This is a genomic window from Allobosea sp. 05L423, from assembly GCF_056397745.1.
Map to the genome: position 1 here is coordinate 56,150 of NZ_JBFTOA010000004.1, position 17,013 is coordinate 73,162.

General features: G+C 67.3%; 16 protein-coding genes. 9 read left to right on the plus strand and 7 right to left on the minus strand.

What is annotated here, in order from left to right; all coding sequences use genetic code 11:
- Nucleotides 1-14: 14 nt before the first annotated feature.
- A complete protein-coding gene (locus tag AC1DNE_RS12830; protein WP_476766018.1) occupies nt 15-794 on the minus strand; it encodes an ABC transporter ATP-binding protein in 780 nt (259 codons plus the stop codon).
- A 129-nt stretch (nt 795-923) separates the two neighbouring features.
- Between AC1DNE_RS12830 and AC1DNE_RS12835 the strand changes: the two genes are divergently transcribed.
- Nucleotides 924-1,589 (plus strand): response regulator, encoded by a 666-nt coding sequence (locus AC1DNE_RS12835; RefSeq protein WP_441470306.1) that lies wholly within the window; start codon nt 924-926, stop codon nt 1,587-1,589.
- On the plus strand, nt 1,576-2,967 hold the full coding sequence (locus AC1DNE_RS12840) for a sensor histidine kinase (protein ID WP_441470305.1): 1,392 nt from the start codon (nt 1,576-1,578) through the stop codon (nt 2,965-2,967). Before AC1DNE_RS12835 ends, AC1DNE_RS12840 begins: the two co-directional genes overlap by 14 nt.
- 27 nt (nt 2,968-2,994) lie before the next feature.
- On the opposite strand, the gene AC1DNE_RS12845 is transcribed toward AC1DNE_RS12840, so the two are convergent.
- The 4 genes from AC1DNE_RS12845 to AC1DNE_RS12860 all read right to left on the minus strand — a co-directional run bounded on the left by AC1DNE_RS12845 (nt 2,995) and on the right by AC1DNE_RS12860 (nt 6,733).
- Nucleotides 2,995-4,149 (minus strand): NAD(P)/FAD-dependent oxidoreductase, encoded by a 1,155-nt coding sequence (locus AC1DNE_RS12845; RefSeq protein WP_441470304.1) that lies wholly within the window; start codon nt 4,147-4,149, stop codon nt 2,995-2,997.
- Nucleotides 4,146-5,510, minus strand: coding sequence for an FAD/NAD(P)-dependent oxidoreductase (locus AC1DNE_RS12850; RefSeq protein ID WP_476841082.1), 1,365 nt, complete (start codon nt 5,508-5,510; stop codon nt 4,146-4,148). Before AC1DNE_RS12850 ends, AC1DNE_RS12845 begins: the two co-directional genes overlap by 4 nt.
- A complete protein-coding gene (locus AC1DNE_RS12855; protein ID WP_441470302.1) occupies nt 5,503-5,817 on the minus strand; it encodes a (2Fe-2S)-binding protein in 315 nt (104 codons plus the stop codon). The genes AC1DNE_RS12850 and AC1DNE_RS12855 overlap by 8 nt, the downstream gene beginning before the upstream one ends.
- A 91-nt stretch (nt 5,818-5,908) precedes the next feature.
- A complete protein-coding gene (locus AC1DNE_RS12860) occupies nt 5,909-6,733 on the minus strand; it encodes an IclR family transcriptional regulator (protein ID WP_441470301.1) in 825 nt (274 codons plus the stop codon).
- A gap of 121 nt (nt 6,734-6,854) precedes the next feature.
- On the opposite strand from AC1DNE_RS12860, the gene AC1DNE_RS12865 reads away from it, so the two are divergent.
- The 6 genes from AC1DNE_RS12865 to AC1DNE_RS12890 are packed head-to-tail and all read left to right on the plus strand — an operon-like array spanning nt 6,855 to nt 14,220.
- The gene (locus AC1DNE_RS12865) at nt 6,855-7,628 is read left to right on the plus strand and encodes an enoyl-CoA hydratase/isomerase family protein (RefSeq protein ID WP_441470300.1); all 774 of its coding nucleotides are present in this window, start codon (nt 6,855-6,857) and stop codon (nt 7,626-7,628) included.
- A gap of 53 nt (nt 7,629-7,681) precedes the next feature.
- Complete coding sequence (locus AC1DNE_RS12870) at nt 7,682-8,749, plus strand: ABC transporter substrate-binding protein (protein ID WP_441470299.1); 1,068 nt, start codon at nt 7,682-7,684, stop codon at nt 8,747-8,749.
- A gap of 23 nt (nt 8,750-8,772) precedes the next feature.
- Nucleotides 8,773-9,831 carry an ABC transporter ATP-binding protein gene (locus tag AC1DNE_RS12875; RefSeq protein WP_476841083.1) on the plus strand — a complete coding sequence of 353 codons (1,059 nt, stop codon included), beginning with the start codon at nt 8,773-8,775 and terminating at the stop codon, nt 9,829-9,831.
- Nucleotides 9,828-11,591: an ABC transporter permease subunit gene (locus AC1DNE_RS12880; protein WP_441470297.1), complete on the plus strand. Its 1,764-nt coding sequence runs from the start codon at nt 9,828-9,830 to the stop codon at nt 11,589-11,591. The genes AC1DNE_RS12875 and AC1DNE_RS12880 overlap by 4 nt, the downstream gene beginning before the upstream one ends.
- A 9-nt stretch (nt 11,592-11,600) precedes the next feature.
- Nucleotides 11,601-13,136 (plus strand): AMP-binding protein, encoded by a 1,536-nt coding sequence (locus AC1DNE_RS12885; RefSeq protein ID WP_441470296.1) that lies wholly within the window; start codon nt 11,601-11,603, stop codon nt 13,134-13,136.
- A 1-nt stretch (nt 13,137) separates the two neighbouring features.
- A complete protein-coding gene (locus AC1DNE_RS12890; RefSeq protein WP_441470295.1) occupies nt 13,138-14,220 on the plus strand; it encodes a hypothetical protein in 1,083 nt (360 codons plus the stop codon).
- Between the two features lie 59 nt (nt 14,221-14,279).
- Here the strand turns inward: AC1DNE_RS12890 and AC1DNE_RS12895 are convergent, their stop codons facing one another.
- Nucleotides 14,280-15,197: a dihydrodipicolinate synthase family protein gene (locus tag AC1DNE_RS12895; RefSeq protein WP_441470294.1), complete on the minus strand. Its 918-nt coding sequence runs from the start codon at nt 15,195-15,197 to the stop codon at nt 14,280-14,282.
- Between the two features lie 103 nt (nt 15,198-15,300).
- Nucleotides 15,301-15,927: a LysE/ArgO family amino acid transporter gene (locus AC1DNE_RS12900; protein ID WP_441470293.1), complete on the minus strand. Its 627-nt coding sequence runs from the start codon at nt 15,925-15,927 to the stop codon at nt 15,301-15,303.
- Nucleotides 15,928-15,995: 68 nt separating this feature from the next.
- Here AC1DNE_RS12900 and AC1DNE_RS12905 point away from each other — a divergent pair, with 68 nt between their 5' ends.
- Nucleotides 15,996-16,898, plus strand: coding sequence for a LysR family transcriptional regulator ArgP (locus AC1DNE_RS12905; RefSeq protein WP_441470292.1), 903 nt, complete (start codon nt 15,996-15,998; stop codon nt 16,896-16,898).
- Nucleotides 16,899-17,013: the final 115 nt, after the last annotated feature.

Sequence of the window (17,013 nt, forward strand, 5' to 3'; positions counted from 1 at the left end):
CGGTCACCTCCGGCTCAATGATGCGCGAACAGCATGTCGTTGATGCGGGTTTCGAGCGCGGCCTGCTTGCCGGTGCCCATCTCCTCGGGCGGCACGCTGTTGAGCTCGGCCTTGACCTCGCCCGGATGCGGCGAAAGCAGCAGGATGCGGGTGCCGATGCGGATGGCTTCCTCGATGGAATGGGTGACGAACAGCACGGTGAACTTCGTATCGTCCCAGAGCCGCAGCAATTCGTCCTGCATCTTGCGGCGGGTCAGCGCGTCGAGCGCGGCGAAGGGCTCGTCCATCAGCAGCACGTCGGGCTCCATCGCCATGCCGCGGGCGATGGCGACGCGCTGTTTCATGCCGCCGGAGAGCATGTGCGGGTAGCTGTCGATGAACTTGGTCAGGCCGACCTTGTCGATATAGGAGCGGGCGCGCTCGGCGGCTTCCGCCTGCGTGGCACGGCCCGAGGCCGTCAGCGCGAAGACCACGTTCTCGCGCACCGTCTTCCAGGGCAGGAGCTGGTCGAATTCCTGGAACACCATCATTCGGTCCGGCCCGGGTCCGGAGACCTTGCGGCCCTTCAGGCTGATGTCGCCCTCGACGGGCGTCAGGTAGCCGCCGATCGCCTTGAGCAGAGTCGACTTGCCACAGCCGGACGGGCCGAGCAGGACGAAGCGGTCGGACGGATAGACGTCGAAGGACACGCGCCGCGTCGCGGTCACCACCGCGTCCGGCGTCTTGTATTGCAGCGTCACGCCCTCGACCGTGAGGAGCGGAGTCGCAGAAGCAGCGTCGAACGGGGCCAGCATGCACCCTCCCATGTCTCGTTTCCATGCGCACTTATGGGCGCTTGCGAGATGAGATAGCGTAGCAAGCTGACGTGAACCTGACCGGCGCTGCCCGGCCTGTCGGAAGCTCGTTGAGGGAGGTAGATCCGCTTGCGCGTGCTCGTCGTCGAAGACACCGCCGATATCGCCGAGGCCGTCGTGATGCGGCTCGAGAAGATCGGTCACGCCGTCGATTGGGAGCAGGACGGCGTCACGGCTGCCGAGTTGCTGGCGGTGCAGGCCTATGACCTCGTCATCCTCGACCTCAGCCTGCCGGGGCAGGATGGGCTGGCGGTTCTCCGGCAGATGCGGGCGCGGCGGCTGACGACGCCGGTGCTTGTGCTGACGGCGCGTTCGGCCGTGGACGAGCGCATCGGCGCGCTCGATCTCGGCGCCGATGACTACCTGGTCAAGCCCTTCGACTATGGTGAGCTCGAAGCGCGGGCGCGGGCACTGCTCAGGCGCAGTGCTGGCCAGCCCGACAACATGCTGCGCGTCGGGCCTCTCGCCATCGACCGGGCAGGGCGCGTCGCGACAGTCGGCGACCGGCCCCTCAACCTGACGCGCCGCGAGCTGACCGTACTCGAAATCCTCGCCGCCCGGCCGGAGCGGATCGTGCCCAAGGAGGAACTGGTCGAACAGCTCTTCAACTTCGACCAGGAGGCCAGCCCCAACGCAGTCGAGCAATTCGTGGCGCGGCTGCGCCGCAAGCTCGCGGACACGCCGGTCGAAATCCGGACCCTGCGCGGATTGGGGTATCAGCTTGCTGCTCTCTGATCTGCGCCTGTCGCTCCGTTTCCGCATCGTCGCCGTGCTCTCGGCGGTGCTGTCGGCAGGGGCGATTTTGCTCGGATTGGCGGCCTGGCACTCATCCTCGCTTGCCGCGCGGCAGGCTTACGACCGGCTGCTTGCCGGCGGCGCGGTGCAGATCGCCGAGAATGTCTATGTGCAGGGCGGGGTGGTGACGGTCGATCCGCCCGTCTCCACGATCGCGACGCTCGCCGCCTACGATCTCGTCTTCTACAAGGTCGTCGATCCGCGCGGTGTCGTGGTCGCCGGCTACGATGATCTCGCTTCGGATGCCGACCCCGTCGATATCCGTGCCGGGGTCGTTCTGGAGGATGGTCTCTATCAAGGCCAGCCGGTGCGTATCGCCAGCCTCGCCCGGCAGATCGATCTTCCCGGAACGAACAACTGGGCGACCATCGTCGTCGCGCAGACGACCGATGCGAGGCGCGCGCTCGCCCGCGACCTGACGCTCAAGGCGCTCGGCGTCATTGCGGTCATGAGCCTGCTCGCCCTGTTGGCGACGGGTTATGCCGTGACGCTGGCGCTGAAGCCCCTGACGCGCATCGAGCGCGAGATCGCGAGCCGCCGGCCCGACGATCTCAGGCCGATCGCGGCCGAGCCCCCGGCGGAAATCCGCAATCTCGTCGAGGCGATCGACGACTTCATGCGCCGTTTGTCCGAGCGCATGGCGATCATGCAGCGCTTCATCGCCGACGCCGCCCATCAGATCCGCACGCCGCTGGCGGCGCTCGATGCCCAGGTCGAAATCCTGCTTGCGACGCCCGCATCGCGGCGCAAGGTCGATACCGTCAAGCGGATCCATGAACGCACAGCCGAACTCGGCCGCCTCACCGGGCAGCTTCTTGACCATGCGATGGTGATCCACCGCAAGGATGCCGCCGCGATGGCGGCGGTCGATCTGAACCAGCTGGCGAAGGCCGTTCTGGCCAAGACGGTGCCGCTCTCGCTGTCCCGCGAGGTCGACATCGCCTTCATACCGGCCGAGCCGCCGCCGATCGTGAACGGCGATGCCGTGAGCCTGCGCGAAGCCCTGGGAAACCTGATCGACAACGCGCTGAAGCACGGTGCCGAGAGTCGGCTTGTCGTGACGGTGGGCGAGGACGCGGAGCATGCATGGATCGACGTGGCCGATGACGGCGGCGGGTTTCCGGAGCCGCCCGAAGATCTCCTCCTCCCTTTCGCGAAAGGCGCAGCCTCCACCGGTTCGGGGCTTGGCCTGTCCATCGCGGTGGAGGTTGCGACGGCCCATGGCGGTGAGCTTGCCGTCTCGCGCGACGGCCGGATGACGCGGGTGCGCCTCACCCTTGCGCGGACATGGCCGGGCTTCCGAACGGTGGCCCGTTGATGGGGCTGGCACCGATCCCGGCGAGCCTCAGTCGAATTCCTTGCGGAACTTTTCGCTGACCGTAGCTGCTGACCGGAAGCGGCCGATTGAGAACGGCTCCAGGGGCGTCTGCGTCGCTCCGTCGACGATCATCTCGGCGAGGCATAGCCCCACGCCGGGGCTGATCTGGAAGCCATGGCCGCAGAAACCGAAGGCGTGGAACAGCCCCGGCGTCGTCTCGCTCGGCCCGATGACCGGGATCATGTCGGGCAGATAGGCCTCGATGCCGGACCAGACGCGGATGACATGGCATTGCGCGAGCACGGGCGCGACGCGCGCCAGCGCCTTCATCGCCGCGAGCGTCTTGACCGGCGGTACGGGGGCCCGGTTCGCCTGTGGATCGGCCGCCGTGCGCGGATAGCCGGCAAGGATGATGTTCCCGCGCGGGATCTGCCGGAAGATGACCGAGCCGTCGATCGCCTGGACGGAAGGCTCGATCATGTAGGGGAAAGGCTCCGTCACGAACTGCGGCGGTCCCGCGGGAAAGAGGGGCGCCGTTTCGCCGAAGCGCTCCGCGATCTCCAGCGCCCAGGCGCCGGCGCTGTTGACGAGCGCGCCGCAGCTCAGCGTGCCGCCATCCGCAAGCGTCAGCATGAAGCCGTCGCCTGAACGATCGACAGCGGCGACGCATGTGTTCTCGCGGATCACCGCGCCGTGCCGCGCCGCGGCGCGCACGACAGCCGGCGTGGCGAGGCGTGGATTGGCGGTAGCGTCGCGGGCCGAGTAGGTGGCGGCGACGGCGCGCTCGCCGAGCCAGGGCCAGCGTCGCCTGAGATCGGCCGGACCGACGCGCTCGATCGCAAGCCCATAGGACTCGGAGACCTTGGCGTAGCCCTCCAGCTTGGCGTGCTCTTCCTCGTCATAGGCAAGGTAGAGATGCCCGGTCTGCTCGAACTCGCAGTCCTCGCCGATCAGCGCGTCGAAATCCTCCCAGAGCGCCTGGGAGCGCAGGGAGAGCGGATACTGGCCCGGAAACCGCCCCTGGAGGCGCAGATTGCCGAAGTTGACGCCGCTAGACTGGGCGCCGACGACGCCCTTCTCGACCAGGGTCACGCGTTGTCCGCGCCGCGCCAGGAAGAAGGCGGTCCAGGCCCCGACGAGCCCGCCGCCGATGATGGCGACATCCGTGCTGTGCGGGCTCATGCGCCATCCCCGGCTGCGGCGAGCGCGATCGGCTTGACCGGTGCCTGGCCGCGCAACCTCCCGGCAGTGGCGCCGTCGCTACCGGCACTGGCCGCGACGATCTCCTGCAAGGCGGGGCCGCAGACGCGGCCTTGGCAGCGCCCCATCCCGCAGCGCGTCATCGCCTTCACGCGGTTGACCTCGACCGGACCGAGATCCCTCGCCATCGCCGCGCGCACCTCGCCGATCGTCACGTTCTCGCAGCGGCAGAGCGTCACGGAATCGGGCAGGGCGGCGATTTGCGCCTTCGGCCAGGCGAAGGCGAGGGCGAGCCCCCGCTGGAAGCTGCGCAAGCGCTCGACCTGCCGCGCCAGCTGCCTGATGGCCTCGATGTCCTGAGCCTGTCCGATATCCGACAGGATCGCATGGGCAGCCAAGGCGCCGCTCGCCTCGGCCGCATCGGCCCCGCCAATTCGCACGCCGTCGCCGGCGAGGTAGAGGCCCGGTCGCGCCCGGCCCATTCGGTCGATTTCTGGAAGGAACAGCCTGAAATCGGTGTCGTAGGCGAATTGCGCCCCGGCCAGGTCGGCAAGTTGCGTTTCAGGCTTCAGGCCATGGCCGAGTGCGACGGCGTCGCAGGCGAAGCGGCGTTCGCGACCCTGGGCGTCGCGCAGGACGAGCGCCTCGACGCGCCCTGCGCCTTCGATCGCGACCGGCGTCACCCCATGCAGCATGGCGGTTCCGGCGCGCAGCGAGGCGCCCATGTACCAGAGCCCGCGGAGCAGGGTTCGCGGCGCGGGAAGCAGCGCCGGCATGGCGGCGGCCTTGGCCGACAACGGGGTCGTATCGGCGATGACGGCGATGTCGGCGCCCATGTCGCGATATTGCTTGGCGGCCAGCGCCAGCAGCGGGGAGGAGCCGAGGAAGGCGACGCGGCTCCCGATCAGGCAACCCTGATCCTTCAGCGCCACCTGGGCGCCACCGAGCGTGAACACTCCCGGCAGGGTCCAACCGGGCATGGGGGCCACCCGGTCCATCGCGCCGCTGGCGATCAGCAGCTTGTCGAAGGCCAGCGTCTCCGCCTTCCCCTCGTGCAGCAGATGCAACTGCTTGCCGTCGATGGCCCAGACGAGCGTGCGGGGGCGATAGTCGATGGCGGGGAGCAGAGCTTCGAAGCGGCGATGCAGGGCGGCGTAACGCTGCGCTTCCGAACCCATCAGCCGGTTCATGTCGAGGGCGAGATCATCCGCGGGACGCCGATAGCCTTGCCCGCCGGCCCTGGCCCCCTCATCGATCAGGATGGGCCTCAGGCCCTTCGCGCAAAGCACCTCGGCGGCGCTGATGCCGGCCGGACCGGCGCCGACGATGACGATGTCAGCCATGGGCGGCGGCCAGCGGTTGCGGCTCGGCGAACAGCGCCATCCCGTCGGAGACCGGCGTGGTACAGGCTCTGATCCGGCCGCCTTCCGCGCTCCAGACCCAGCAGTCCTGGCAGGCGCCCATGAGGCAGAAGCCGGCGCGCGGCTCGCCGCCGAATTCCAGTCGGCGGATCAAGGCGCCGCTTTCGAGCAGCGCTGCGAGGACGCTGTCGCCGACCGTCGCCTTGATGGTCGTGCCGTCGAAGCTGAGTGTCGCCTGCCGTCCGGCGCGCGCCGCCACGCGGCGGAACTGGGGCTTCGGAGCGTCCATGCGAATTCCTGGCGAGTTATTTCAATGCAATAGTTTCTCTTGGATATTGATAAGTCGGCCGACGACCTGTCAAGCGCTTCCTCCGCATTGCTCAGACGCGGGAAATGGCGTGCGCGGTTGCGATGACGAGGGAGGAAAAGCGCGCGACGACCTCGGCATGGCTGTAACGCGAGGTCGACGTGGCGATATTGACGGCCGCCTCCGGTTGGCCGTGGTGATCGACGATCACGGCCGCGATGGAGGCGTCGCCGAGATAGACCTCTTCGAAGGCCGTGGCGTAGCCCTGGGCCGCCGATTGGCGCAGCTTCTCGCGCAGCGCCTCGCGCTGCCACGTGGTCGAGGGCGTGTGCGGCTTGAGGTCGGACGCATCGATGATCGCCATCGCCTCGTCCTCGGGGAGGCGCGACAGCATGGCGATGCCCGGCGCCGTACAATAGGCCGGCATCCGCGTGCCGATGATGACGTCGGTGTTCAGCACATGCCGACTCAGGAAGCGCGAGACGAAGATGATTTCCGTGCCGTCCCGCACGGTCAGGTTGATCGTCTCCTCGGTCTCCTTGCTCAGGTGCATGAGATAGGGCATCGCCCGATCGAGCAGGCGGCTGCTGCGCACGAAATGATAGCCGAGATCGAGCGTCTTGGCGGTCAGCTCGAAGCGCTTGGTCTGCGCGTCCTTCCGCAGATAGCCGAGCTTGGTGAGCGTATGCGTGAAGCGCTGCGCAGCACTGAGATCCATACCGGTCTCCGACGCGACCTGCGACAGGTTCAGCGTCTGATGCTGGCGGCCGAAGGCGGAGAGAACGCGGAACGCCTTCTCGACCGAGTTGACCATCAGCACATCGTCTTTGCGCCCGGCCTCATCGGCTGTCGCGGCTGCTCGCTTGCGGCCGTTCTGTTTCGGTTCGGGCATCGTCATCTGGGCCTGCTCTCCTGGGTCGATCAATGGCTGTGACCGGCGGCCTTGACAAGGTGGCGCAATCTCGTTGATTATTCAATAGAAGTTATCGTATAGAAATAAACACTCATCGGAGAGCGCCATGAAGGATTCTGTTCTGGTCGAGGTGCGCGGCGCGGTCGGCTTCCTGACCCTCAACCGCCCGCAGATCCTCAACGCCTGGAACGCGCCCATGCGAACCCGCCTCGTCGAGGGGCTGGAGGAGCTGGAGGCGAACCAGGCGGTGCGCGCGATCATCCTCACCGGGGCGGGGGATCGTGCCTTCGGGGCCGGTCAGGACCTCAACGAGACCAAGACCTTCGATCCCGACCGGGCCGAAGCCTGGATGCATGAGTGGGAGCGCCTCTATGACCGCATCCGCTCGCTCTCGAAGCCGATCATCGCGGCGCTGAACGGCGTTGCGGCTGGCTCGGCCTTCCAGGTCGCGCTGCTCTGCGACCTGCGTATCGGCCATGACGGCGTCACCATGGGCCAGCCCGAGATCAATTCCGGCATCGCCTCGGTGACCGGCCCCTGGATCATGAAGGAGATGATCGGGCTCGCCCGGACCATCGACCTCACCCTGACGGGCCGCATGATGGATGCCGACGAGTGCTTCCGCATCGGCCTGATCAACCGGATCGTGCCGAAGGATAAGGTCATGGAGGCCTCGCTGGCGCTGGCCGAGGAGCTCGCGGCCAAGGCGCCTGTCGCCATGCGGCTCAACAAGGCCCGCTTCCGCGAGGTCACCGAGGAGAGCTTCCGCGAGTGCCTGGCCGCCGGCATCCGCACCCAGCGCGAGGCCTACGCGACCGGCGAGCCGGCGCGGATGATGGAAGCGTTTCTCGCCAAGCGCGCCGCGCGCAAGAGCGCCTGACGACCTGATCACCCACGGGGAAATGCGGAAAACCGCTTGAAGGGGAGAAGACGATGACGAGCAGAAGCACCAATCCGACGAGGCGTACCCTGCTGCAACTGGCCGGCGGCGCTGCCGCAGGCGCGCTTGCGGCACCCTATCTCATCGGCACGGCACGCGCCGCCGTGCAGATCACGGTCGCCGATCCCGGCGGCCCGTTCGGTCCCGCCTTCCGCAAGGCCTTCTATGACCCGTTCGAGAAGGCGACCGGCAACAAGGTGGTCAACGTCGCGCGCGAGGCGGAGCCGACCGCGCAGTTCAAGGCGATGGTCGAGACGAAGTCCTACACCTGGGACGTCTGCACGCTGACGCTCTCGGCCCGCGACATCCTGAAGGCGCAAGGCCTGCTCGACCCGATCGGCTTCGCCCATGCCGACGTGCCGAAGCTGATGCCGCAGGCGATCTCGCCCGAGTTCATGGGCACGGACGTCTATTCGACGATCTTCGCCTACCGGACCGACAAGGTGAAGAACGCGCCCGCAAGCTGGACCGACTTCTTCAACGTCGAGAAGTTCCCGGGCCGCCGCTCGATGCGCAAGAACCCGATCGACAGCCTCGAGCAGGCCCTGCTTGCCGATGGCGTGCCGCTCGACAAGCTCTACCCGCTCGACATCGACCGCGCCTTCAAGGTGCTCGACAAGATCAAGCCGCATATCGCGGTCTGGTGGACTGGTGGCGCCCAGTCGACGCAGCTCCTGCAGAGCGGCGAGGTCGACATGACCACGGGTTGGAACGCCCGGCTGCAGGCGGCGATCGACGGCGGCGCGCCGGCGAAGATCGTCTGGAACCAGGGCCTCTATTCGATCGAGGGCTGGGGACTGCCGAAGGGCGGCCCGAAGGCGGATGTCGCCCGCCAGTTCGTCCGCTTCTGCTCGGACCCGAAGGCGCAGGCGGTCTTCACCGACGCCCTGGCCTATGGCCCGACCAATCTCGACGCCTATCAGACGATCCCCGCCGAGCGCGCCAAGGTCCTGCCGACCTCGCCGGAGAACCTGAAACTGATGGCCATCGCCAATGAGGATTGGTGGAGCGCCAACCGCGCCAAGGTGAGCGAGCGCTTCAACTCCTGGCTCCTGACCTGATGGCGATGGCGACGAGCGCCGCGATGACCATGACCCAAACAAGAACCGCCAAGCTCGTCGTCGAGGGTCTGTGCAAGCGCTATGGCGCGACCACGGCCCTCGAGCCCAGCTCGCTCAGTGTCGCCGAGGGCGAGTTCCTGACTTTGCTGGGGCCTTCGGGCTCCGGCAAGACGACGCTGCTGCAGCTTATCTGCGGGCTGGTCGAGGCGAGCGAGGGCAGGGTCGTCATCGATGGCCGCGACCAGTCGGCCATGCCGGTGCATCAGCGCGATATCGGCCTTGTCTTCCAGCATTATGCGCTGTTTCCGCACCTGACGGTGGCGGAGAACATCGCCTTTCCGCTCAAGATGCGCGGGCGCCCGGGCGCGGAGATCGCGAAGCGTGTCTCGGAAACCCTGGAGATGGTGCATCTCGGGCATCTTGCGGGGCGTTTCCCGCGCGAATTGTCCGGGGGCCAGCAGCAGCGCGTCGCGCTGGCGCGCTGCTTCGTCTACCAGCCCTCGATCATCCTGATGGATGAGCCGCTGGGCGCACTCGACAAGAAGCTGCGCGAGCACATGCAGATCGAGATCAAGCGGCTGCACCGCGAGAGCGGCGCCACGATCGTCTATGTCACGCATGATCAGGAGGAGGCGCTCGCGATGTCCGACCGCATCTGCCTGATGAACCATGCCAGGATCGAGCAGCTCGGCACGCCGCGCGAGATCTACGAGCGCCCGCGCACCGCTTTCGCCGCCGATTTCATCGGCATCTCCAACATCTTCCGCGGCCGCTGGGACGGCAACGGCTCGCTCGAAACCGCGCATGGACACTTCGCACTGCCGCGCGGAGCGCGTTGCGAGAGCCAGGATGCGGCGCTGGTTATCCGGCCCGAGAACCTGCGCCTCGGCGCACAGGACGGCAACGCGGTGAACGGGCGCGTCAGCGAGATCGTCTATGCCGGCTCCGAGACGCGCGTCATCGCCGCGCTTCAGGACGGCGGCCAGCTCGTGCTGCGCCTCGGCCCCGACGATGTGGTGCCCGCAATCGAGGAAACCATCGTCGCCGGCTGGCCGCGCGACAAGGCGGTGCTGGTCGCATGAGCACTGTCAGCATCAGCGGCGCGCCGGCGCGCACGAGCAGTTTGCGCCTCAGCGCGCTCTGGCTGGCGGTGCCCGGCGTTCTGTTCCTTGCGGTCTTCTTCGTCTGGCCGGTTGCTCAGCTTCTCGGTCTCAGCGTCGTCGACCCGGATAGCGGAGCCTTCTCGGCGAATGCCTATCAGCGCATCGCCGCGACCGACGTCTATCTGCGCGTGCTCGGCATCACCTTCCGCATCGCCGGCTGGACGGCGCTGTGGTCGCTGCTGATCGGCTATCCGCTGGCCTATTGGCTCGCGCGCCTGCCCGACATGTTCCGCGGGCGGATGTTGCTTTTCGTCATGGTGCCGTTCTGGACGAGCTATCTCGTCAAGACCTTCGCCTGGATGCTGATCCTCGGCCGAAGCGGGGTCATCAACTCCCTGCTGACCGGCTCGCATGTGGTCGACCAGCCGCTTTCGCTGATCAACAACCAGTTCGGCGTGATGGTCGGCATGGTCCACGCCATGGTGCCCCTGGCTGTGATGACCATGCTGCCGGTGCTGGCCGGCATCGACCGGCGCCTGGTCCAGGCGGCTCAGACGCTGGGCGCCGCGCCTGCGCGCGCCTTCTGGCTCGTCTACTTCAAGCTCTCCCTGCCGGGCGTGGCGGCGGCGGGGCTGCTCGTCTTCATCTCTTCGCTCGGCTTCTTCATCGTACCGGCCTTTCTCGGCGGGCGGCAGGAGACCATGCTGGCGCAGCTCATCATCACGCAGGTGCAGGAGCTGCTGAACTGGTCCTTCGCCGGGGCGCTGTCGGCGATGATGCTGGTGGCCGCGCTGGTCTCCTGTGTGATCTACGACCGGGTCTTCGGGCTCTCGACCATCGCAGGCGGCTCAGCCCAGGTCGGCACGGGCCGTATCCGCGACCTCGGCCTTGCGATCCTCTCGGCGGTCGCCACCCTCGCAGGTCGTCTCGCGACGCTGGCGCAATCCCTGCTCGGCAAACGCGTCTGCGCGATGCTGCTGCCCGCCTTCTGTTGGCTCGTCATCGCATTCCTGGTGCTGCCGACACTGCTCGTCATTCCGCTTGCCTTCACCTCCTCGCAGTTCCTGGAGTTCCCCCCGCCGGGTTACGGGCTGAGCTGGTTCCAGACCTATTTCAGCTCGCCGCTCTGGATCCAGGCGACGATCCGCTCTTTCACGGTCGCTTTCGTCACGGCGCTGGCAGCAACGGCGATCGGCGGCTTCGCCGCACTGGCACTGGCGAACAGCCGTACCCGCTGGGCCGGGCTGATCTTCGCCTTCTTCCTCGCGCCGATGATCGTGCCGCGCATCGTCATCGCCGTCGGGCTGTTCTATCTCTTCGCGCGGCTGGGGCTGATCGCGACCGATCTCGGCCTCGTCATCGGCCACACCGTGCTGGCAATACCGTTCACGCTGGTCACCATCGCAGCCGTGCTGAAGACCTACGACCAGCGCCTCGACCAGGCGGCGGCGACGCTGGGCGCGAACCGGGTGCGGACATTGACGGGCGTCACCATCCCGCTGGTCAAGGGAGGTCTCGTTGCGGCCTTCCTCTTCGCCTTCATCACCTCCTTCGACGAGTTGACCATCGCGATCTTCGTCTCGGGCGGCATCAAGACGACGCTGCCGAAGCAGATGTGGGACGACATGATCCTGCAGCTCAACCCGACGCTCGCGGCGGTCTCGGTCGTCGTCTTCGTCGTGGTGACGGCGATGCTGCTCATCGCGGAACGCTTCCGCTCCACCTCCCGACTCGACTGACCGACGAACATGACGCCTCCTGACGACAACGGCTTCGTGAGCCTTCTGACAGCGCGTGCCACAGCGGAACCGCAGCGCGTCTATGCGCGCTTCTGCGGCGAGCCGGTGACCTATGCCGAGATCGAGCGGCGCTCAGCCGCCTTCGCCGCGCATCTGAGAGCCCGCGGCATCGTCGCCGGTGACCGGGTCGCCGTGATGATGCGCAATTCGATCGCGACCATCGCGGTGGTCTTTGGCCTCGCGCGCGCCGGCGTCGCCTGGGTGCCGGTCAACGCCCAGCAGCGCGGGGAGGGGCTGCGCTACCTGCTGACGCATTCGCAGCCGCGCCTTGTCGTCGCCGATGCCGAGCTTGCGCCGCAGATCGCCGAGGCGATGGCGTCCGAAGCGGAGCTCTCGCTGCTCGCCCATGAGCCGGGCGGCGAGCTCGACGCCGTTCTTTCCGGCACCGGCTCCTTCGAGGAGCCCGCTCCGTCCGCCGATGCAGTTTTCGCGATCATGTACACCTCCGGCACGACCGGGCGCCCGAAGGGCGTGATCGTCTCGCACCGCATGCTGCGGCTCGCGGCGGAGAGCGTCGCGCTGCTCTCGGCTGCGAAGCAGGATGATGTCTTCTTCGTCTGGGAGCCGCTCTACCACATCGGCGGGGCGCAGCTTCTGCCTCTGCCGATGATCAGAGGCATCACGCTCGCCATGGTCGAGCGCTTCAGCGCCAGCCGCTTCTGGGATCAGGTCAGGGCGGAGGGCGCGAGCCATATCCACTATCTCGGCGGCATCCTGCAGATCCTGCTGAAGCAGCCGGCTTCGCCGCGCGACCGCGATCATGGCGTGCGCATCGCCTGGGGCGGCGGCTGCCCGCCGGACATCTGGCCGCAGTTCCGCGATCGCTTCGGTATCGATATCCGCGAGTGCTACGGCATGACGGAAGCCTCCAGCCTCACCACCTGCAACGTCACCGGCGTGGTCGGCTCGGTCGGGCGGCCGATGCCCTGGTTCACGGTGAAGCTGCAGAATGCGGAAGGCCGGGCGGTGGCCGCCGGCGAGCGCGGCGAGATCGTCATCGAGACCAGCATTCCCGGCGCCATCTTCCCCGGCTATCTCGACAACCCCGAGGCGACGGCGAAGGCCCTGCGCGCGGACGGCTTCCATACCGGCGATCTCGGCTCCTTCGACGCCGACGGCAATCTCTACTTCCACGGCCGGATGACCGACAGCGTGCGCTGCAGGGGCGAGAACGTCTCGGCCTGGGAGGTCGAGCACGTCGCGGCCGAGCATGAGGCGGTCGAGGATTGCGCGATGATCGGCGTCGCGGCCGACGTTGGCGAGCAGGATATCAAGCTCTTCGTCAAGCCGCGCGAGGGCGCGATCATCGATCCGCGCGCGTTGTCCGGCTGGCTCGGCCAGCGCCTCGCTCCCTACCAGAACCCGCGCTACATCGCCGTCGTCGACGAATTCGAACGCACGGCGAGCCAGCGCATCATGAAGCATAAGCTCTCGCCCCGGCTCGACGACTGCTGGGACAGGGCTGCGATGGCGATGGGGCACTGAGATGGCCGGCTGCGATATCCTTGTTTCCGGAACCGGCGGATTCGCCGCGCGCATCGCCTTCGACATCGCCGCGACGGCTGAGGGGCCTGTCGAGGTCGTCATCGCCGGCCGTAACCGCGAGCGGCTGAACTGGCTGCGGACCGCGGCGAATGCCCGCGCGGCGTTGTTCGGCAAGAAGGCGCGCTTCACCACCCACGCGGTCGACCTGCTCACTCCGAACGCATCGGATGATCTGCTCGCCGCAACCGGCCCGCGCATCGTCGTCCAGGCTGCCTCGATCCAGACCTCGCAGGTGATCGCCCAGAGCGGCAATGCCTGGACGCAGCTCGTGGCCGAGGGCGGCCTGAGCGCCACTGCGGTTTTCCAGGCGCTGCTTTCTTCGCGCGTCGCTGCGGCGATCACGCGCAGAGGCAAGCCGGTGACGCTGGTCAATTGCGGCTTCCCCGACGTGGTCAACGGCATGATCCGTGCAATGGGCCATGAGGTCGCTTGCGGCATGGGCAATGTCGCGATCCTGTCCAACGTCTTCGCAGGATCGGCTGCCACGCCGCCGGGAAGCGAGGTCAAGGTTCTCGCCCATTATCAGAACCTCGCAGCCTGGCGCCGCCGGCCGGAGGATCGGGGCGGGCGGCCGCCTCGCGTCTGGCTGGATGGCTCCGAGGTCGCGGACGTCTATGCGCGCTTCGCCGACATCCAGCTCACACCCGAACCGGTCATCGAGATATCGGGAGCGAGCGGCGTTCCCATGCTGCTCGCCATGGCCTCCGGCCGCTCCTGGCGCGGGCATGTGCCGGGGCCGAACGGCTTGCCGGGCGGCTATCCGGTCCGGCTCGTGAACGGGGCGCTTGAGCTCGATCTTCCGGGCGGCGTCACTGATGCCGAAGCGATTGCCTGGAATGCGGCGTTCGAGCAGGAAAACGGCCTTGTCGTCTCGCCCGAAGGCAAGGTCGCCTTCACCGGCATCCTCGGCGACAGGCTCGCCGAACACTGCCCCACTCTACGCAACGGCTTCGTCGTGCAGGAGCTCGAGGCGGTGTGCGAGGAGCTGCTTCAGCTGCGCTCTGCCCTGATGCAGAAGGCTTAGCCCGCTTCCAGGCGCTCGGTGACTGGCCGACATCCGCCGGCCGGCGCGAAAGGCGCCGGTCAGCTCCCGCCTGCCGCAGATTTCTCGATAAGCTGAAGTGCCTCCTCGACCGCCGCGCCGATGGAGCCGGCGAGCGGCTGGATCGGCAATGGCGGCGATCCGGGCTGAAGCCCGAGCTGATCCGCGATCCGATACATCACGCGCAGGCTGCCATGGGCGCGAAACAGCGCCCACAGCGGCTCGAACGCAGCATTGGCAGCGCCAGCTGATTCCTCATCACCGGCCATCGCGGCGCGCGTCAAACGCAGAGCGGCGGCAGGTAGAATGCCGGCGACGACGCTGTACCAGGCATCCGCGCCTGCCAGGAGCGCCGAGGCGGCGCCCCAATCGCCGCTATATCCGACGGTCATCCCACTCTGGCAGGACGATCGCAGCAGGCTCATTTCGCCTTCGAAATTCCCGTCCGCAGGCAGCGGCATTTTGATCGCCGCGATATTCGCCAGCCTGGAAAGGCGGCCGATCAGCTCCGGCGAGAAGGTGAAATGGGTCGTGCTGGGATTGTTGTAGATGCAGACCGGAAGCTCGGTTTTCGCCGAGACCGCTTCGAATTGGGCGAAGACCTCGTCCTGCGTAAGCGGTGTGTACGAGACCGGAGCCAGCAGCAGCCCATCAGCGCCCATCCGCTCCGCATCCCCGGCGAGCTCCCGCACCCATGAGGTTCGCATGGCACCGATGCCGGCAATGAGCGGGACGCGGCCTGCGACGGTCTCGACGGCCGCAGCCAATGCGCGGGCTCGCTCGCTCCGGTCCAGATAGGCGTAGGTGCCGGTGCTGCCCAGCACCGCGATGGAATCGACCCCGGCCGCGACGAGCCGGTCGAGCATGCGGGCAAAGGCTTGCGTATCGACCACGCCGTCAGCATCGGCCGGCGTCAGCGGAAAGGCTGACAATCCCCGAAAGATCGAAGTTCCCGCCATGGTCTGCTCCGTTCGCCTTTCATGGCTTGGTGCGGGATCGCCTGGTGGCGATGCAGCCAGCATCATCCCGATCCGGTGACTGAGGCTGGATAACTCCGACTCGTCAACTCGCCAGCGCGCCGCGCACCAGGCTCGCGGCGAGCGCCAGCATCATGACGCCGATCGCGAGATCCAGGATGCGCCAGGCTGCCGGTCGGGCGAAGAGCGGCGCCAGGAAGCGCGCGCCAAACCCCAGCGAAGCGAACCAGGCGAAGCTCGCGCTCGCCGCTCCGGCCATGAATGGCGTGCGCTCGACGGGCGGCAGGCTCGTCCCGACGGCGCCCATCAGCATGACAGTGTCGATGTAGACGTGCGGATTGAGGAAGGTGAAGGCGGCGGTGCCCGCAAGCGCGGCACCGAGGCTGATCCCCGCCTGCTGATCGACGATGAGCGCGGTTGGGCTGGCTGCCCGGCGCAGCGCCGAGACGCCGTACCAGGCGAGGAAGGCTGCTCCGGCAAGACCGAGTGCCAGCGACAAACCCGGAACGAGCGCAAGCACGCTGCCCAGGCCGCTCACCCCCGCGACGATCAGGCAGGCATCCGCCGCCGCGCAGAAGAGGACGATGGGCCAGACATGTTCGCGCTTCAGCCCCTGCCGGAGGACGAACATGTTCTGGGCGCCGATGGCGACGATGAGGCCGGCGGAGAGAACAAAGCCTTTGGCGAAGGCAGGCAGGAGAGCGCTGGTCATGCGGGCTTGATGCGTCCGGGCATCGATGTAGTCTAACTAAATTCACTTATGCTGATTTAGGCAGACTAATGCTCGACTATCAGGCGTTGGCAGCAGTCGCCGCCGTCGCACGCGAAGGCAGCTTCGAAAAGGCGGCGGCAGCGCTGGGCGTTACGCCCTCGGCAGTCTCGCAACGTGTGAAAGGCCTCGAGGAACGGCTCGGAGCGATCCTGCTGACAAGAGGCTCGCCCTGCCGCCCTACGGAGATCGGCGCCAAGCTATGTGCCCATGTCGAGCGGGTCCGGCTCATCGAAACCGAAGTCGTCGGCGCTCTGCCCGGTCTGACGGCAGGGCCGGACGCCGGCCCCTATGCGGTGCGTGTCGCGGTCAACGCCGACAGCGTCAGCACATGGTTTCCCGGGGCGGCAGCTCAATTCGCGACTGAAACCGGTGGCCTGCTCGATCTTGTCCTCGACGACGAGGCTCATACAGCCGAGCGGCTTCGCACGGGCGATGTCCTGGCGGCGGTGACGGCGGACCCGGCCCCCGTCGCAGGCTGCAGGATTCACCCACTCGGCATTGTCGAATACCTGGCCGTGGCCAGCCCGGCATTTGCGAGCAGGCATTTTCCGGCGGGCGCCGATGCGTCGAGCCTGCAGCGCGCTCCGATGATGCGCTTCGACCGCCGCGATGAACTGCAGTCGCGATGGGCGCGGGAGGCATGGGGAGCGACGATCTCGCCGCCGATTCACTGGACGCCGTCGACGCAGGGCATGCTGGATATGACGCTCGCCGGGCTGGGATGGTCGATGGCTCCCGTGCCGCTCGCGAGCCCGCTGGTTGCCGCGGGCCGCCTGATCGAGCTGCCACCGCAAAAGCGGATCGGGGTTGCGCTTTACTGGCAGCGCACACGATTGGCGGTGCGGCTGCTCGACAAGCTCACACAGGCGGTCCGGACGGTTGCAACGCAGGAGCTTGGACCCACCGGGTAGGCCGGACATTCGCCGCGATAAGACTGATGGCTGCGACCTGGAGAAGACATGGCCTCGACACATGCATGGAAGGCCTCTGACACCGCGCGAGTTTGCAGCATGTCAAAGAAGAGGA

What these genes read in the sequence shown, in the direction of transcription:
- AC1DNE_RS12900 (WP_441470293.1), bottom strand. Translation starts at nt 15,927, where the DNA reads ATGACCAGCGCTCTCCTGCCTGCCTTCGCCAAAGGCTTTGTTCTCTCC.
- AC1DNE_RS12885 (WP_441470296.1), top strand. Translation starts at nt 11,601, where the DNA reads ATGACGCCTCCTGACGACAACGGCTTCGTGAGCCTTCTGACAGCGCGT.
- AC1DNE_RS12865 (WP_441470300.1), top strand. Translation starts at nt 6,855, where the DNA reads ATGAAGGATTCTGTTCTGGTCGAGGTGCGCGGCGCGGTCGGCTTCCTG.
- AC1DNE_RS12890 (WP_441470295.1), top strand. Translation starts at nt 13,138, where the DNA reads ATGGCCGGCTGCGATATCCTTGTTTCCGGAACCGGCGGATTCGCCGCG.
- AC1DNE_RS12830 (WP_476766018.1), bottom strand. Translation starts at nt 794, where the DNA reads ATGCTGGCCCCGTTCGACGCTGCTTCTGCGACTCCGCTCCTCACGGTC.
- AC1DNE_RS12895 (WP_441470294.1), bottom strand. Translation starts at nt 15,197, where the DNA reads ATGGCGGGAACTTCGATCTTTCGGGGATTGTCAGCCTTTCCGCTGACG.
- AC1DNE_RS12905 (WP_441470292.1), top strand. Translation starts at nt 15,996, where the DNA reads ATGCTCGACTATCAGGCGTTGGCAGCAGTCGCCGCCGTCGCACGCGAA.
- AC1DNE_RS12855 (WP_441470302.1), bottom strand. Translation starts at nt 5,817, where the DNA reads ATGGACGCTCCGAAGCCCCAGTTCCGCCGCGTGGCGGCGCGCGCCGGA.
- AC1DNE_RS12880 (WP_441470297.1), top strand. Translation starts at nt 9,828, where the DNA reads ATGAGCACTGTCAGCATCAGCGGCGCGCCGGCGCGCACGAGCAGTTTG.
- AC1DNE_RS12870 (WP_441470299.1), top strand. Translation starts at nt 7,682, where the DNA reads ATGACGAGCAGAAGCACCAATCCGACGAGGCGTACCCTGCTGCAACTG.
- AC1DNE_RS12875 (WP_476841083.1), top strand. Translation starts at nt 8,773, where the DNA reads ATGACCATGACCCAAACAAGAACCGCCAAGCTCGTCGTCGAGGGTCTG.
- AC1DNE_RS12845 (WP_441470304.1), bottom strand. Translation starts at nt 4,149, where the DNA reads ATGAGCCCGCACAGCACGGATGTCGCCATCATCGGCGGCGGGCTCGTC.
- AC1DNE_RS12860 (WP_441470301.1), bottom strand. Translation starts at nt 6,733, where the DNA reads ATGACGATGCCCGAACCGAAACAGAACGGCCGCAAGCGAGCAGCCGCG.
- AC1DNE_RS12850 (WP_476841082.1), bottom strand. Translation starts at nt 5,510, where the DNA reads ATGGCTGACATCGTCATCGTCGGCGCCGGTCCGGCCGGCATCAGCGCC.